Here is a 17242-nt window from a genome sequence, read left to right as displayed (position 1 = left end):
CTTTTTAGGGGAGAGTCATGCTGGGGAATCTGGTCAGACACACAGGGTGCATTCTGTTTGTTATCGGCATGTTGCTGATGGGGAATGTAGCCTACGGAGCAGGGAAGCCTGTTCAATTAAATTTTCAAGACGTTGAATTACGCAAAATGGTTAAGGTAATCAGTGCGGTTACCGGAAAAACTTTTGTCGTTGATCCGCGTGTAAAAGGGCGGGCGACCATTTATTCCTCACAGGCTGTCGGTTCTGCTGAAGTATATAAAATTTTTCAATCTGTGCTGGAAGTGCATGGCTACACCATTGTTTCCAGCGGACATGTTCTTAAAATTGTTCCTGCGCAAACTGCTAAGGGACGAGAATTAGGTATGTCGAGCGGCAAACGCATCTCTACAGGAGTTACTGATAGAGTTATTACGCATATTGTTGCGTTGGAACATACCGGAGCAGAGCGTGCTGCTGCGTCGCTTAAAGGATTAACTTCTCCGCAAGGCTCACTGGCTGTTCATGCTGCAACTAACTTGCTCATTATCACGGATTATCAATCTAACGTCAGAAGGCTATTAAAGATCATCGAAAATATCGACCGCGATATCAAGATGGGGGTTCATACGCTGGTGCTGCGGCATGGCGCTGCAAGTGAAGTTGCAACAAAGTCTCTTAAAGTTTTGAACAGAAAACTTAAAAAGCTGGGCAAACGGGGAATTGATGTTTCGATTGAAGCAGACACTAGAAGTAACAGCGTTGTAATTTCTGCACCTGTTGAGCAAGTGGGAATGGTTGTCGAAGTTGTGAAGGCTTTTGATAGACCAACAGCTCGAGGACGAGGTGGATTTCGTCATATCGCTTTGCGAAACGCTAAAGCAGAGGACGTCGCAAAGGTCCTTACAGATTTAGTACAACGCAAAAATGCTGGAAAGCGGAATACTAACGGTTTTGTTTCCGGTGAACTTCGGGTTGTTGCAGATAAAGCTACAAACAGCCTGCTTATCTCAGCATCAGCAGAAGATTTTGCAGTGTTACAGGATGTTGTTTGCAAACTCGATATCAAACGCAGACAGGTTTATGTTGAGGCAATTGTTCTGGAAACAACATCAAATGCCGGTATCAGCTATGGTGTTAACTGGGGGTTTGGCAAAGAGCTGGATGTTGCAGGACAACGCTCTATCGTTTTTGGCGGTACGAATCTTGGGATATCTAAGGTTCCTGCTTCGGAAGGTGACGATAGTCGTAAAATCTTCCAGCTTCCTGCCGGGTTGACGGCAGGACTTGTGACATTTCCATTAAAATTGGGTGGATTAGAATTCGGCAGTCTCCAGTCGCTTATTAACCTTTCGCAGACCAGTTCTGACTATACAGTTCTGGCTACCCCGCAGTTGATGACGATGGATAATGAAAAAGCCAAAGTTGTTGTTGCCGAAAATATTCCATTTAGTACCAAGCTTACACTTGGAACAAGTACCTCTGACGCATCACAAAGTTTTCAGTACAAAGACGTTGGTTTTGTTTTAGAGATTCTCCCGCAGATTTCTGAGGGTGGTAAGGTGCGTCTGAAAATTCACCAAGAAGTAAGTAGAATTATACAGTCTTCTGTTGAATCAGATGGTCAGGTTCTGCTTGCACCAAAAACTCAGCGTCGTGAACTTGATACAACTGTGCAGATTCAGGACGGCGACACAGTGGTTCTTGCAGGTCTTTTGAGTAAAGAAAAAGAAGACGGCGAAAATGGTGTCCCTTTCCTTTCAGATATTCCTGTGCTTGGGCATCTGTTTAAGCGAACTTCAGATTCTAACAAAAAAACAAACCTCATGTTGTTTCTGCATCCACGCATTATTACTACAGAAGAGCAGATGCGGGATATTTATAACCTGAAACGGCAGTATCTCGAAGAAGCCAGACTAGGAAAATCCGGAATGCCGGAACCTATTTTGCTTGCGCCTTGTGCTGATGTACCTCAACTGCCTTCTGTGACCTTGATGTCTTCGGATGGAGAAGAGAAATAGCCATGCCTGAGCATCTGTTTAAAGAACATGCTGGGCACTCAGAATTGCATGCACACTCCGGTTTGGCAGTATGGGAGGATGCATCGCTGATGCCTGAATGGGCATCATTTTTCGGGGTGAAAGTTCTTGAAACAACAGCGTCAGCCACATTGGCTGTTGATGTTGCTGAAACGCTGAAGCTTTCGTATCTGCGAACAGTGAACGCTGTTCCGTTGTATGTGGAGAAGACCTTAGTGCTGCTGGGAAGTACTCCGGCAGTGCTTGAGTATGCAGCAAACTCCAGTTTCATACTGGGCGAAGATGTCACACCTATGTTTGCTTCGCTTTCTTTAGTGGAAGAGCTGCTTAACAAGACATTAACAGCGCAGCATAAAGAAGACGAAAGCATTTTGACAGATCTGCATAATGAGGTTTCTGACGATTTCGATACGAATATTGCAGTGAATGAACTGCTTGTAGATACAAGTGAGGCGCCTTTCATTAAGGCGGTAAACAGCATTTTAGCTCAAGCAGTTCAAGCAGATGCAAGTGACATTCATATCGAGCCGTACAGGGATGAGTTGCGAATACGTTTTCGTCTTGATGGTGTGTTGTATGATCGTCTTTCGTTTCCAAGGGCTGTGCATGCACCGCTTGTTTCGCGCGTAAAGATCATGGCAAGCCTTGATATTGCGGAAAAAAGAATGCCGCAGGATGGTCGTATTGCTTTAGTGCTTGGTGGACGAGAGGTTGATTTGCGTGTGTCCACACTTCCTACAGCTTTCGGGGAACGTGTTGTGCTGCGTTTGCTCGAAAAGTCCTCGGAAATGTTGAGTCTGGAGCAGATCGGTTTTGTGGAACATGAGGTGACAGCGTTACGACGATTTGCGTCTTCCGCAAACGGTATTGTTCTCATGACGGGACCGACTGGTAGCGGTAAAACGACAACACTGTATGCACTGCTGCGGGAAATGAATTCATCAAACCGGAACATTCTGACCATTGAAGATCCGGTAGAATATCAGTTGAACGGCGTCGGACAAACGCAGGTTGATTTGAAGAAAGGACTTACCTTTGCCAACGGCTTGCGCACGTTGCTTCGTCAGGACCCCGATGTCATTCTCATTGGTGAAATTCGTGATAAAGAAACGGCAGAAATTGCGGTTCAAGCCGCAATGACAGGGCACTTGGTGCTTTCTACCTTGCATACAAATGATGCTCCCGGTGCTGTCACACGTCTTCTTGATATGGGCGTTGAGCCGTATTTGCTTTCGTCTGTTTTGCGTGGGGTTATTTCCCAACGACTTGTGCGTCGGTTGTGCCCAGAGTGCGGAGGTATGGAACCTGTCGCGAGTGAGGAAGCCCGTGAGCTTGGTCTTGCAGAACATAGCTCTGTCGGCAAAGCGTGCGGATGTGCTGCCTGTTCAAGCACAGGGTACAAAGGGCGTTGCGCAATCGGGGAAATAATGCAGGTTGATCCACAGGTGCAAACGCAAATTCTTGCCTGTGCTGATGCTGCCCTTTTGCGTAAGAGCGCAGAAGCTGGCGGTATGTGCAGTTTACAGCAGAGTGGTGCAGAAAAAGCGTTAGCTGGTGTGACAACTCCTGAAGAAATTTTACGGGTGTCACGAATATGATTCGAGCGCGCAAGGAAGATGGATTTTCTCTTTTGGAAGCGCTTATTGGCGTGGTTATCATGGGAGTGCTAGGCACAGCAGCTCTCAGGAGTACGCACAATGCAGGTCAATCCGTTGTGACTGTACGACATATGGAAGAATCACAACGTGTTATGTCTGCCATGCTACAAGAATTTATACACAGCACACAGCAGCCTGTAAAAAAAGGCAGTATTTCGACAATGGATGGTGCTGTTGAATGGCAGTTGAAGATTACACCAATCCAGCTGGCAGATATCACAGCGGTGGAAGTTTTTTCAATGAAGTACAAGCTGGCAACAGGACATCAGCAATCTTTGACCATGTGGCGTCCAGCTTTGCCCGCAACTGATAGCAGGTTTTAGTTACGATGACATTACTGGAGCAGCTTGTTTCATTGATGATTTGTGCAATCCTTATCGTTGCAGCTGTTGGCTCATATCGCACATCCATATCCGGTTCGGATATCCTTACCAAGCGGGCTGGGATTGATGATGTGACGAGGCATGTGCTTGATATTATATCTGAAGATTTGTTGCTGGCATATACAGGACATGAGGATTGCAAGCTTAAAAGCAGTGTTGTGCGGTCTGGTGGTAATGAAGATGTTGTTTTGCAGTTATGCACCACAGCGAATCCTCTTGAAGACGATTATTCAGCAATTCAACAAGTGAAGTATGTATTGCGGTCGCATGAGGTGGCAGGGAACAGGCAGCGTCAGCTACTTCGCATATCACGGGCGTTCAGAACATCTCAGACATATGACTGGGAATCCTTGTTGCTTGTGGGTGATGTTCGCAGTCTGAAGTTTACCGATGTTCCTGCGTTGTCGATTATGCAAGTGTCGCTCGCAGTAAGGGGCAGAGAGCAAAAGAGTTCTGTGTCGAAAGCAGTCTCGTACTCATATGCAGTGCCGGAGATGAAAAATGCAGACAGCGGAGCATAACTTCGGCTCCAATTCCGGTGAGCGGGGTGCGGTTCTTATTTTGATACTTGCAATGGTTGCAGTGTTGTCAATCACAGCCGTCAGTTTAGTCAGGGTATCGGCAAGAAATACCATAACCGCCAGCGCGTTATTGCAGAAAGAGCAAGCAGAACTTGCTGCACAATCGGTTATTGCAACGGGGCTGGTCATGTTGTCTCAAGATGATGCAGAAATAGACACATTTCAGGAACCTTGGAATCGTTTTTCAGCTGCAATGCAAAGTCTGCAACATCAGGTGGACGGGATGACTGTTTCTGCAAGAATTTTGGATGCTAGCTCGCGGTTTAACCTGAACAGCCTTGGCTCTATAACCAGTGAGCATGATGAGGCTGCACAGATTTTTTTACGAATGCTGCACCATGTTTTTCCGACTATTTCAAAAGAAAATCAAATGGTGCTACTATGGCGGATAAAAGACTGGATCGATGGCGACACGGTAGAAGCCAGATGGGGGCGCGTGGAAACAGAGGCGTATGCATCAACAATTTCAGATGCGCGACCAGTAAACCGTGCATTTGTTTCTATGAGTGAAGTCTACGCCGCGATGAAAGGAACGCCATTTTATCCGGTAGTGACTTCGCAGCCGTTCGGCTTTTTTTTTACCACGCATATGAGAACGAAAGTCAATATTAATACTGCAACTAGCGTATTGCTTCGTTCTCTGTTTGTGGATGATGCCGCTGGACAGGATTTTGCCAAGGATGTTGCTGCAAAGCAGAACGACGAACAGGCAAAGCTGAGTGGGCAATGGTACATTAAAAGCACGTATCCGAAGTCTGCTCAATCAACGTTGTCAGCCATGGGAAGTTGCAAAAGCAGCGTGTTTTTTATTGATGTCGTAATTGGAATGCCGTCAGTTTCTGTGACCAGACGGGTGTATGTTGAGCGAAGCGGCACAAAGGTGGCTGTCAAATTTGTAGATGCGTTTCCTGTTGGAGAACTCGATAAGAGCGGGCATTGGGTTCAAAGTGAAGCTGAACTGATGAAAAAGAGTATAAAGAAAGGGTAACGAATGCTTGTTGTTGATTGTTCAAACGTAACTCCAGTTCTTTTTGCTGTTGAGAAGAAAAGGACTGGGAATATACGACAGCAGCTCGTCAGTTTGTTGCCCCAAAAGACCTTCGGCGGCAATGATGAGTACAGTGCTGTAGCATGTGCTGTGTTGTCCGCAACTTCTTCTGATGATGTTGAAGGGCTTGCAAAAGAGGTTCGCAGTTTTTGTCAGAAGCATGAGATAGTCCGCCCGCGCTGCGTTATTATTTGTCCTCAACACACAGTGCTGCATTCGTACAGCGCTATCCCTGTAAAAAGTGGTCGCAATGCAAAACGAGTGCTTGCGAATGACATAGATAGAAAAATTCCGGCACTGCAAGGCGCATTACGGATTCAGTCAGTATCTCTGGGGCGCAGGGCGGATAGGTTGTTCAGTTATGGCGTGGTTGCAAGCAGTTCAGAGCATCTCGAACTTGTGGAAAAAATTTTTGGTGAACACGGTATTGCAGTAACAGGTTTTGATTCACCAGTGTCTGCGTTTTGTCGCTCTCTGGCTGCTATAAAAGAGCATTTTCCTGCTGTGCTGACTATGCCTCATGATGAAATGTTGGTCGGTTTGCAGGGGACAGTGCCAGTGTATGTTCAGCAGCAAAGCGCCAATGATGGAAATGAATATCAACTGCTCATGAGGTGTCTCTATCGGCTCAAGCAGGTTGGAATTACACCCCTTGCGCATCAAAAAATGACAGATGACGGCGTAGAAGCCAATACAGCTCCCCCGGCTTCCTTGCTCCCGCTAGTTCAGCCGACCTTTATTCCTGTTGCTGAAGCGTTATACCGAAAAATGGTTGATGTTCTACCGGAGGGTGTGACTGATGGGCAGCGCCGCGTGTTGGTAGGTGCATGCCTTAATTCTCCTCTTCTTCCGTCGCGTCAAAAGAACGTTGCCTCAGTTGGTGTGAAGCAGAAAAAAGAATCAACAGCCAAGAAGGGTACAGTTTCTCCCAAAATAATGCTGCTGAGTGTTGGTTTGCTGGGCGTAAGCCTGCTGCTTCTCGTATCTGCACACGCTGTGAAATTGTATCGTGCCACCTCATATTATGAATCGAAGACAGAAGAGCTTATCCATAACGCGGTTGCTCAGCGTTACAAAAAAGCAAGCCGTTCTCAAAAAATACGAATCATCAAATCAGAAATAACTGAGCTTAAAGCAATGGCGAGTACTCAGGGGCACAGCCTTTTGAGTGTGTTCGAGGTTGTTTCTGCAAAGCTGCCTGCCAAGAGTTCGCTAACTCGATTTGTTAAGACCGCAAAAGGTTTTGAATTGTCAGGCAGAACAAAGGACTCTTCAAAAGTAGATGTGTTTGTAACGGCTTTGAAGCAACAAAATATTTTTTCAGATGTGGTTATCGCACGACGGGCGGTTAAGAAAAATGCTGTGGAGTTTACCATAGCGCTTTCCATGAGTGAGTAGTGTATGCGCCAAAATATACAGAAATATATTGAGAAAAATGTGCTTGTAGCACGGCAGACACTTATAGCTGCATATACGAAAGTGCGTGAAAACCGGAAAATAGGTGTCATTGCAGCAGGTTTACTTACTGCGCTCATCGCCGGTGTGCTTGGGTATAGTTCACTGTCTGCGAAATACGAAGAGGCACAGGCGCAATTCACCAAAGTTCAGCAATTGGTTGCTACGTACCAAAGTCTTTTATCCGCAAATGGTGTGACCAAAGAAGAGCGCAGTAAACCACGAAAAAATGGTGTCACGCTTTTTTCGCAACTGGAAGAATTGACGAAGAATCTTCAACTGACCCGAAGAGTCAATGCTATCCAAGCGGAACCATCGAATGGTCAGGAGCGAGTACGTCTTTCTGTTCATTCTTTAAAGACATTTGAAGTCGTGCGGCTACTTTTCCGCATAGAACACGCAATGAGAAATGTGGCAATAGAGCAAGCGCAGATAGGAAAACAAAAGAACGGGCTGACTGTGAATTTGCTTATAGCTCCGTCTTAGTCGTTTCAGAAGAACTTGGAAGGAATTGTATGAAAACAGAGACGAAAAGAATTTCACCCCGCATTGCTGCTGATAGCGGGTTTACCCTGATGGAATTAATGATCGTAATTGTGATTCTAGGCATTCTTGCGGGGCTAGTGGTTCCTAAAATTATGGATGAACCGCATAAGGCTCGGGTTGTGAAAGCGCGTTTGCAAATGGAGCAACTGAGTGTGGGGCTTGAATCATTCAGAATGGACAACGGCTTTTACCCGACAACGGAACAAGGACTCGAAGCGCTTGTTGCAAAGCCGAATTTTGGTCGTGAGGCTGTAAATTATCGCACTGGCGGATATGTAGCCCGCCTGCCGAAAGATCCATGGGATACCGAATACGTGTATACCGCACCCGGAAAACACGGTGCTTACGATATTACCAGCTACGGTGCAGACAGTGAGGCTGGAGGAGAAGACACTGATGCAGATATCAACAGTTGGGAAACCAAATAGTGAAGCAGGGATGACGCTACTGGAAACAGTCGTCGCTCTTGTTTTGTTGGTTATTCTGGCAACGGTTGCTGCGCCGCGTGTGTGGGAAACTCTTCGTGCTTCATCGCTAGATCACGATATTGCAACGTGCTCCCGATTTATTGAGAAGGGTGTGGACTCGGCAAGAAGAGATCGGAAGCACCTTCGTATAAAAGTATATATTCGCACTGGAAAGATAGAGCTTGTAGCAGCAGAAGAGGTGCTTTCTAGCATTCGTTTTTCTTCCGCTTCTATCCTTCATGTGCAGAAAGCAGACAAAACCATGAAGTCCGGCACTGTTGAGCTGGTGATTAAGCCAGCGGGAATTATTGAAGAGGCTTCCATGGTTCTAAGTGATGGTCAGGAAACGCGGACAGTGCATATTCAGGCGTTTCGGGGAAAAACAACAGTACATCGCGGTGCACAGCAAAACAGAGGGAAATAATGAATACGATGATGAGATACATGGCGGGTAGAACGCGGTTTCTTCTCCTGCTGTGCGTAGCGTTAACACTGACTGGCTGTGCCCAGCGTTCAATAAAAAAGACAACTCCTGTGTTGCCGGAAGCATCAGTTATTCGTGAACAAGCTGCACGAGCTATTAAGCGTGGTGCTACAGATCAGGCACAACAGATGCTTGATAAACTTATTTCTATGAATCTTGCGAACGCCGGTGACTATGGAATGCGTGGAACACTGGCTGTTGCGGCAGGAAAATATGACGAAGGCAAAAGATATCTTTCAACAGCAATAGTGAAAGCACCGGATGTTCCAGAATTTTATTATAATCGGGGCTATTCATTATTACAAAAAGATAGCCTTGATGCAGCAATTGCAGATTTTTCTAAAGCGCTTTCGTTAAATGACAAGATGTACAGAGCCTACAATGGCAGAGGGCTTGCGTTTTATAGAAAAAAAGAATTTATGGTTGCTAAAAAAGAATTTGAAAAAGCTATTTCCATAAAACACAACTATGCAGAAGCCTTCTTTAATAAAGGTCTGGCATTGCAGAAGTTAGAGCTATGGGGAAAAGCAGAAGAAAATTACAATACTGCACTGCGGTATAATCCGGAATTTGCACGCGCCCATAACAATCTTGCGTTACTGATGCTGCAAAATGAACGCTACACAGATGCATTGGATCATTTGAATGAAGCCATTTTGTATCAGCCATCCGAAGCTGTTTTTTATTATAATCGGGGTCAGCTGTATGCTCGTCAATGGAAGCATCAGGAAGCTGCAAAAGAGTTTTCAAAAGCAATCGGATATAAAAAAGATTTTGCTGCTGCCAAAGCTGCAATGGGCGTAGCGCTGCTGCGCGAAGAAGATTCCGTGACCGGTTGTAAAATGCTTGTGGAAGCCTGTGATATAGGGCTTTGTGGTACGTTAGATTTATACGAGGAGTCTGGAGTATGTCAGTAGGTTCACTTCGGCGTGTCTGCACGTTGATCGTAGTAGGGTTGCTTGTTGTTCTGAGTGGCTGCGGACAGAGCAGTACGGAAGTACAAGGGGTAGCGGGTGCTTCTTTTCTTGAAAATTCAACAGTGGAGTTTCTTGAACCTGAGTTTGGAACTATTGTTGAGACTGGCAAGACGGATGAGTTGGGTAAATTTGAAGTGACCGTGCCAGTGGGCGGGCCGTATCTTGTAAAAGTTTCTCAAGGTACTGAGCGTATCGTTAATGAGGATGGTTCAGTTAAGCGTACCCCTATGAAAGAAGGTGCTGCGCTGTACGGAATGATGATGGATACTGGAGAAGATGCAAAAATTACCGTTTCTCCCGCAACAACCCTTGCATATTGGATTGCCGTAGGTAAAGCGTCTGCTCATTCTAAGTACGTAACAAAGAAAGATATGGAAGACGCTTTTTCTCTAACTGAAAAGCTTGTTGGAACAGATATCAAAACAGCTCCGTTATTGTATTCTAAGGATTTTGATTCCAACCAGCGAAAAAATTTCTTGAAATATAAATTATACAACGCTGTGTTAGAAAAAGCTTCTGGTGAAAATGTAGTCGTTTCTGAGAAAAGTTTTAACTCTTACCTTGCTACATTGGGACTTCAGTATGGGATTATTGGAAAAATTAATCGAAATGTAAAACCAACTTCTTTTATCGCCAATAATGCTTTTGTCAAAACAACATTAGAGCAGAATGGTATAAGCAGTACAGATAAAGATTCTCCTTTAAATGATACAGCATTTCAACGTTATGTGACATCTTTTGAAGATTCTATTGAGACCTACACCAACAATAGCGCAGTACGTGAGAAACAGATTAAGCGTGTTATGGACATCGCTGAACATGAAGTGAAAACATATGCTGGTGCTGTTGAGAAACATTTCTCTGAAAATGACTGGCAGGAGTTAAAAAAGATAGCCAAAGAAGTATTCGAGCGTGCGCTTAAATCCATTCCTTTGCGACTGGAAGGTAGTGCTGTTCCGAATGTCCTTAGAGCTGGGTCTACTTCTAACTCTACCTTGCAATATGTGCTGCGTATGTCTGATGGCAGTGCACAAGTTCCGGCAGATGCTAAATTGTCTGTGAAGATTCCCGTTATGAAGGGTGTTACGTTGGCGAAAGCGGCAAGCGGACGCTACACACTTACGTATGACGGAAGCATGTTAAGCAAAACGGTAACGCCTGTTCCGGTGACTGCAACATACACCGACGATACCATTTACTATGAACATAACCTTGTTGTCAGTTTAACTCGCGATGATTTACCGGCTCCAAAATTAACACTGCGTATTGATAACCCGCTTGATGGTGCATTGCTTAAAAGCGGCACGGCAGCGCTGGAGGTTCTCTTGAACCTTGAATCCGGTAACGTGGTTGACTGGCCTGTTACATTCAGCGTCGATCAAGGCGAAATTTCTCTTGCTGGAGAAGGTGTTTTTGCCCCTTCACAAACTGTGGAACGTAGTGCTGGTAGCAGTACTATCCGCTTTGATTACAGAATCCGCGATAACACTTCAAAAATTACACAGATTACGCTTACCGCAAAAGTTGCAGGACAAAATGCAGCAGACACAAAGGCTGTAGGTGTTGATAATGGCAGCTCCTCATAAAGACAGGCTGCTTGTCGTTATTCCTGCCCATAACGAAGAACCCTCATTACCTGAGGTTCTGGCACCATTGCTCGAACGCGGGTATCAGGTTGTTGTTGTGGATGATGCCAGCGAGGACTCAACCGCATCTGTCGCTAAAAAAGCCGGAGCAATTGTGCTCCGGCTTCCGGTGCGGCTGGGGGCATGGTGCGCGACACAAACAGGTCTGCGCTTCGGACTTGAGCGGGATGTGACAACATTTGTCTGTATGGATGGTGATGCACAGCATCCTGCCAGACATATTCCGCAGCTATTGGAAGAACAGGAGCGACAGCAGGCTGATATTGTAATTGCTTCCGATCCTGAGCGTGGAGGAATGCTGAAGCAATACACACGGCGTATCTTCGGGATTGTATCACGCACCGCTGTGTGCGATTCAACGTCCGGTTTTCGAGTTATGAATAGAAAGGTTGCAACACTGTTTGCAGAAGAGAAAATATCCCTGTTTGATTATCAGGACATAGGGCCGCTGTGTCTTGTTCGTGAAGCCGGAATGATTGTTTCTGAATATTCTGTAGCGTTTGAACAACGAAAACACGGCTCATCGCGTGTGTTTGATTGCTTTCTTTCGCTTGTAGACTACATGTTGCAATCGTTTGTGCTTGTTGTCGGAGACGTAACGCTATCCTCTAAAAATAAAACTGAGCGGTAATCGTATGGCAATGCTTTCTACGTGGGGCATGAGTATTTTTTCTGGTTGTTTGATTTTGCTTGTGCTGCTGTTTGTAGCCCGAAAAAAATTGCATGCCCGATATGCCTCGTGGTGGATTGTTTTTATTGTAATAACATCGTGCTCGGTGGCTGCGGGAAAGGGCGGTTCACAATTAATGACATCTAACGGAGCTTCCTTGCTGATGGTTTTTGCTCCGTTTGTCCTCGTTGTCGTGAGAGCTTTTTTTGCCGACGTTACTCTTTCTCAGCAAAAAGTAGCGCATAGAAGATTGGCGCAATCATATGCGTTATTAGAAGAACGTGTGCAGCAATTGGAAGGCAACACTGGGGTACACCATGCTGAGTGCAAGGGTGCTGCTGAGGATTGCGACACGGTGAAATAATGCAGTGTTTGTGGTTAGACAGAGATACCCAGCGAGGGAGTATGCAATTTTTTGTAACGACCTGTATTGCAACTGCCGTCATGGGAGTGTTGCATCGAGCGACGCTGATGACCACTATGAGTATGTGGGGGACTGGAAGGGGTCCTGAGCTATCGGCAGATGGGTATCATTATCTGAGCCTTGCCCGACAACTGGCGCATAATGCGACTTCTAGCGCTGAGTGGCTACAGGCTCCATTTTTGAGTGCTCTTACGGCTGGTATCGCAAACCTTACTTCTTCTTCCGTGCAAGACGTAGCACCACTGGTTGCTTTAGGCTGTTATTGGGCGGCTATTATGGGGCTGTGCTGGTGTTTTCACCGTGTTGTTTCTGCGAAGGTCGCGTGTCTGGCTGCCTTAGTAAGTGCATTTTTTCCTTATTTTTATGTCCGCTCAGCCCCGAATTGGTTTGATACAGACCCGATTATTGTTTTGTGTTTGGCTGTAGTTTGCGGTGCTGTTCTTGCTCTTAAAAATGCCTTCAGCGCACGAGGGAAGTACTGGTGCTTACTAGTAGGGGCAATATGCCTTTTGTGGTGGACATGGGGCATGGCGGCAATTGTTGTTGCAGTCGTTATTTGTTGCATGCTTCCTTGGCTTCGTGTGCGCGGCATCGTTTGGATTTTGATAGCAGCATTGGGTTGTGCTTTGCTGTTGGTGAACCAGAATGTCTGGGAATGGGGGGCAGCGCACGTACAGTTGTTACTAACTGGGCACGTTGAAAATATGGCGGGAATTGCCGAGCTTCAACCGCTGAGTCTTAATGAATTTTCTGCATTAGCACCATTCGGCGGGCTGGGATGGTGTATAGTTTGTATGGGTTGCATTTACGGCATAAGCACCTATGGAAGACCTTTTGTTGCATTGGTCTTTCCTTGGCTTGCGCTTGGTCTACTATGCTTTGTGAACTCTCGATTTGCACTATTTTTGACGCCGATTGCAGGGCTTGGAACAGCTTGTTTTTGGCTGATGTTTCTACACTATTTTAAGATTGATAAAAAATGGGCAGCAGCCAGCGTTGCGTGCCTGCTCCTATCCTCATTTGTGTGGAATCTGCACCAAGCGCGTGCAGAAGCAAATTTGTTTTCCCGTCCGCAGGTAGAGTTGCTTTCAGCCCTTGACGGCTATGGGAACATGCATACTGACGGGATGCTCTTTTCATGGTGGGATACAGGATACTTTGCGCATTATGTGACAGGGCTTCCGGTGTTTATCGATGGCGGACGTCAGAACACAATTCGTATTCGCATTTTGCAGTATATTTTAAGTTTGCAGGACGCTGTGACTGCACGGAATTGTATTCGATTTTTTGCAGCACATGGCGTGAATGGCATATTTCGTCTTCCTGCTCCGTTGTCGAAACAGGCACTGACTGATAGCAGCGTTGCATTTGAAGAGCGGCTGCATTGGTTGAGCAGCCTGCTTCGTGGAAGAAACAACGCTGAGATATTACTACGTTCCAAGGGATTGTCTGTCCGGTATTGGATTCCAGAATTGTTTCCGGAAAATTCTCAATCGTTATTTTTGTATCTGGATGAAGGGCTGTTCCAAAGGACATGGTGGTTCAGACCATCAAACATAATGACGAACTTTCCTGTTCCGACTGTACGAATGGTCGGGATGCCTCTTCATGGCAGAAAAGAAATACAGGTGAATGGAAGAGCTACTCCTGTATCAATGAGTATTACACGGAGTGATGCAGAACTGAGTATCACTACAGACTTTTCGGTAGATGGTGTTGCATCAGTAGAGACGGGAAACGAAGTTCTGTTATTGCCGCATGCGATGGCAACAAGCTTAGCAGGACGGCTGCTGGTATTTGGCAGAGCGCAGGGCTTTTCTCCCCTTGTGTATAAGGTTGGTGTCGGCGGAGTCTGGCAGGTTCAGTAGAGTTAACAAGGTGAAATGGAATGAGTAAATTTATATATTCCGCCGTTACCCAAAGTGGTGAGACAAAAAAAGGCACGCTGACTGCTGATTCAAAAACGCAGGCGCTTGAACAGCTTCATCGGCAAGGATTGTTTCCTTTGGATGTTTCTGAAGCCAAAGCCAAAAAATCTATGCCGTCTCTATTGCAACGAGAGTTTATTACCCGCCGCGCACTTTCGTTAAAAGAATTACAGGACATTTTGGAACGAATGCACATTCTGCTTGGTTCTGGTCTGCCGCTGGAAGATGTTTTGATTCTGCTGGTAGAGCAGGGAGGAAGTGCGACAGTTCAAAGAGTGCTAGCGCAGGCGCTCAGCTCTGTTCAGGAAGGAAGTTCTCTTTCAACAGGCATGGAGCAGACTAAAGCGTTTCCCGATGCCGTCATAGCAACTATCAGAGCTGGCGAGGCATCCGGCAACTTGAGCGGGGTTGTTGATAAATTGGCTGAACAGACTGAACGTAGTGTACACCTGCATGGAAAGGTTCGTTCTGCAATGGCGTATCCAGGTTTTTTGTTACTGTTTTGCATAGCGGTAGTGGTGTTTTTGCTGGCAGTGGTTGTTCCTCAACTTTCCGAAATTTTTATGGACATGCAAAAGCAGTTGCCTACTTCTACCGCATTTTTAATTGCTGTGGGCGAGTGGTTTACGCATTGGTATTGGACAATTCCTGCTGCTGTTCTCCTTTTCTCCATAGGGTTTAAGCTGGGATTGAAGCGACCAGCCTTTCGTCTTGCAGTGCATTCCATGTTGTTGCGTGTTCCTGTGATTGGTAAGGCACACCGTTTGCGGGTTGTGTCACAGTTCAGTGGCATTATGCATGTGTTATTGCTTGGCGGTGTACCACTGTTGTCGGCGTTACGTGTTGCTTCTTCAACAGGGGGCAGTGCCGTACTGGAAACGCAACTTGGTGAGGTCGATGAAGGATTGAAAGCAGGCAGGTCGTTTGTTCAGTTACTGCATGACGATATTTTTTCAGCTCAGGAACTGCGTATTTTAGATGCAGGTGAGCAGAGCGGTAAACTGGATTCTATGTTTGCCCATATTTCTAGAGGGACAGAAACGGAACTGCGAAGAACACTTACAACTGCGCTCTCTCTTGTTGAGCCGATGCTGATTTTATTTATGGGAAGCATTGTTGGTTTTGTTGTTCTGGCTATTTTTCTGCCAATCCTTGATATGAGCCAGTTGCAGTAGAAAAAATAAATACTATGCGGATTCTACACATAGGAAAATATGCTTCACCAACATTTGGTGGGATTGAACGGTATCTGTTTGAGCTTGCTCAGGTACAACAGGAGCAGGGGCATGATGTTTGTGTTTTTGCTGCCGGTGAACACGACAGCTCAACGACGATGCCAACACGATGTTTAGGCGCGCTGGCAGGTGTTCCGATAACGCCATACATGTTTTGTGATCTCTCACGGCTGATTGCAACATTTTCGCCCGATGTGATTCATGTGCATATGCCTACGCTACTTGCGCTTCCTCTTTTGCAGTGCTGGAAGGGGAAAATTATTGTTCATTGGCATTCTGATGTTGTTATCGGCGAAAGCCCACTGCTGTTCCGAATGAGCTACAGGTTGTATCGTCGATATGAGCGTTGGCTGCTTAGAAATGCCTCCGTAATCATCGCAACTTCTGAGTCGTACCGACAAGCGAGTTTACCCCTAGTTTCCTTTGCTCATAAGACTCAGATCATTCCTCTTGGCGTTTTGCTTGATACAGAGCAGGGCAAGTGTGGCGTAGAAAAAAAACGTATGGCTTGTGAGTTACCTTCGGGTACTAAAACAATTCTGTGTGTAGGACGGCACGTTCCCTATAAAGGGTTTGAGGATGCTATCGGTGCGCTTCGTTTTTTGCCGGAAGAGGTTACGATCTCTTTTGTTGGTGAAGGAGGGCTGACAGAAGCGCTACAAGGTCTAGTGAAACAGTACGATCTTCAACACAGAGTACATTTTTTAGGGCATGTGCCGGATGCTGTTTTACAGCAGCAATTGCATCAAGCAGATGTGCTGTGTGTTCCCTCAAAAAACAGGCACGAAGCGTTCGGTATGGTTGTGCTAGAAGCTATGCGTGTCGGACTTCCGGTTCTCGCAGCTGATGTGCAGGGTTCCGGACTTCCTGAACTTGTACGCACAAATGAGATAGGCGAGCTTTTTCCGGTGGGAGCACAGAAAATGTTAGCCGAAAAATTGATGATGTTGCTGGGGGATGACTCATTGCGACAAAAATATTCCAGCAATGGGTACAGGCGAATTCATCATTATGATTTACGAGTATTATCAAACAAAATCGAGAAGGTTTATGAGCGGGTTGTCTGAGGTATATGTACATGATCGTCCGACGCAGCAAGCGTGTAATCAGTTTTGTAATGCTTTTCCTGAAACGCATGTTGATTACAGTGCAACAGTGTTTTGGATGACAGGACTTTCTGGTGCAGGAAAAACAACATTAGCGCATGCCGCAGCGCGTAACTTGGCATCTGCGGGGCACGCTGTTCAAGTGTTTGATGGGGATGAACTCAGACAAACTATTTCGCAAGATTTAGGTTTTTCACATGCAGATCGTGCAGAGCATATTTACAGGGTAGCGCGACTAGTAGAGAATACAGCGAAGAGAGGTATTATTTCTATCTGTTCGCTGATTACGCCTACAGAGGCGCATCGTGAGATAGTGCAGACTATATTGCCGCAGGCGAACGTAGTCTATGTTGCTTGTTCATTACAGCTCTGCGAACAAAGAGATGTCAAAGGACTGTACGCAACGGTTCGCTCTGGAAAAATTACTGACTATACCGGTGTATCTGCTCCGTTTGAAATACCCCGTTCACCGGATTGTACACTAGAAACAGTCTTTGAATCAGTCGAAACAAGCTGTGCTCGTTTAGAAAAATACATTCTTTCCCGCGCAATACTGTAGCATAGTTTTGTAAGGTTTTTTGTCGCAAAATTCTTGTGTGCACCAGTGTGTTGTTATAAA

17 protein-coding genes are annotated in these 17242 nt (G+C 45.9%); all 17 read left to right on the top strand.

Annotated features, from left to right (window positions below; all coding sequences use genetic code 11):
* Nucleotides 1-17: 17 nt before the first annotated feature.
* The 17 genes from gspD (at nucleotide 18) to cysC (ending at nucleotide 17182) form a co-directional block, all read left to right on the top strand.
* Entirely contained in the window at nucleotides 18-1997 is a 1980-nt protein-coding gene (gspD, locus tag N4A56_RS00315; RefSeq protein ID WP_295544159.1) for a type II secretion system secretin GspD, read from the top strand.
* A 2-nt stretch (nucleotides 1998-1999) separates the two neighbouring features.
* On the top strand, nucleotides 2000-3613 hold the full coding sequence (locus N4A56_RS00310; protein WP_295544157.1) for a GspE/PulE family protein: 1614 nt from the start codon (nucleotides 2000-2002) through the stop codon (nucleotides 3611-3613).
* The gene (locus tag N4A56_RS00305; protein ID WP_293670096.1) at nucleotides 3610-3996 is read left to right on the top strand and encodes a prepilin-type N-terminal cleavage/methylation domain-containing protein; all 387 of its coding nucleotides are present in this window, start codon (nucleotides 3610-3612) and stop codon (nucleotides 3994-3996) included. Before N4A56_RS00310 ends, N4A56_RS00305 begins: the two co-directional genes overlap by 4 nt.
* Before the next feature lie 5 nt (nucleotides 3997-4001).
* A complete protein-coding gene (locus tag N4A56_RS00300) occupies nucleotides 4002-4577 on the top strand; it encodes a hypothetical protein (protein WP_295544155.1) in 576 nt (191 codons plus the stop codon).
* On the top strand, nucleotides 4558-5625 hold the full coding sequence (locus N4A56_RS00295) for a type II secretion system protein GspK (protein ID WP_295544153.1): 1068 nt from the start codon (nucleotides 4558-4560) through the stop codon (nucleotides 5623-5625). Before N4A56_RS00300 ends, N4A56_RS00295 begins: the two co-directional genes overlap by 20 nt.
* Nucleotides 5626-5628: 3 nt before the next feature.
* Nucleotides 5629-7083, top strand: coding sequence for a PilN domain-containing protein (locus N4A56_RS00290; RefSeq protein WP_295544151.1), 1455 nt, complete (start codon nucleotides 5629-5631; stop codon nucleotides 7081-7083).
* Nucleotides 7084-7086: 3 nt separating this feature from the next.
* Entirely contained in the window at nucleotides 7087-7626 is a 540-nt protein-coding gene (locus N4A56_RS00285; RefSeq protein WP_295544146.1) for a hypothetical protein, read from the top strand.
* A gap of 29 nt (nucleotides 7627-7655) precedes the next feature.
* Nucleotides 7656-8114 (top strand): type II secretion system major pseudopilin GspG, encoded by a 459-nt coding sequence (gene gspG / locus N4A56_RS00280; RefSeq protein ID WP_295544144.1) that lies wholly within the window; start codon nucleotides 7656-7658, stop codon nucleotides 8112-8114.
* Complete coding sequence (locus N4A56_RS00275; RefSeq protein WP_295544142.1) at nucleotides 8083-8577, top strand: prepilin-type N-terminal cleavage/methylation domain-containing protein; 495 nt, start codon at nucleotides 8083-8085, stop codon at nucleotides 8575-8577. The genes gspG and N4A56_RS00275 overlap by 32 nt, the downstream gene beginning before the upstream one ends.
* A complete protein-coding gene (locus tag N4A56_RS00270; RefSeq protein WP_295544137.1) occupies nucleotides 8577-9554 on the top strand; it encodes a tetratricopeptide repeat protein in 978 nt (325 codons plus the stop codon). The genes N4A56_RS00275 and N4A56_RS00270 overlap by 1 nt, the downstream gene beginning before the upstream one ends.
* On the top strand, nucleotides 9545-11200 hold the full coding sequence (locus tag N4A56_RS00265) for a hypothetical protein (protein WP_295544135.1): 1656 nt from the start codon (nucleotides 9545-9547) through the stop codon (nucleotides 11198-11200). Before N4A56_RS00270 ends, N4A56_RS00265 begins: the two co-directional genes overlap by 10 nt.
* Nucleotides 11184-11891, top strand: a complete 708-nt coding sequence (locus N4A56_RS00260) for a glycosyltransferase family 2 protein (protein ID WP_295544133.1) — start codon at nucleotides 11184-11186, stop codon at nucleotides 11889-11891. Before N4A56_RS00265 ends, N4A56_RS00260 begins: the two co-directional genes overlap by 17 nt.
* Nucleotides 11892-12066: 175 nt before the next feature.
* The gene (locus N4A56_RS14910) at nucleotides 12067-12294 is read left to right on the top strand and encodes a hypothetical protein (protein ID WP_366519882.1); all 228 of its coding nucleotides are present in this window, start codon (nucleotides 12067-12069) and stop codon (nucleotides 12292-12294) included.
* A 41-nt stretch (nucleotides 12295-12335) separates the two neighbouring features.
* Nucleotides 12336-14222 (top strand): hypothetical protein, encoded by a 1887-nt coding sequence (locus tag N4A56_RS00250; protein ID WP_295544132.1) that lies wholly within the window; start codon nucleotides 12336-12338, stop codon nucleotides 14220-14222.
* 20 nt (nucleotides 14223-14242) lie between these two features.
* Nucleotides 14243-15457 (top strand): type II secretion system F family protein, encoded by a 1215-nt coding sequence (locus N4A56_RS00245; protein ID WP_295544130.1) that lies wholly within the window; start codon nucleotides 14243-14245, stop codon nucleotides 15455-15457.
* A 14-nt stretch (nucleotides 15458-15471) separates the two neighbouring features.
* The gene (locus N4A56_RS00240) at nucleotides 15472-16584 is read left to right on the top strand and encodes a glycosyltransferase (protein WP_295544128.1); all 1113 of its coding nucleotides are present in this window, start codon (nucleotides 15472-15474) and stop codon (nucleotides 16582-16584) included.
* Nucleotides 16568-17182 (top strand): adenylyl-sulfate kinase, encoded by a 615-nt coding sequence (gene cysC / locus N4A56_RS00235; protein ID WP_295544126.1) that lies wholly within the window; start codon nucleotides 16568-16570, stop codon nucleotides 17180-17182. Before N4A56_RS00240 ends, cysC begins: the two co-directional genes overlap by 17 nt.
* The last annotated feature ends 60 nt before the right edge of the window (nucleotides 17183-17242 follow it).

The sequence above is a fragment of the Halodesulfovibrio sp. genome (genome assembly GCF_025210605.1).
GTDB lineage: Bacteria > Desulfobacterota > Desulfovibrionia > Desulfovibrionales > Desulfovibrionaceae > Halodesulfovibrio.
This window is presented reverse-complemented; position numbering and strand designations above follow the sequence as displayed.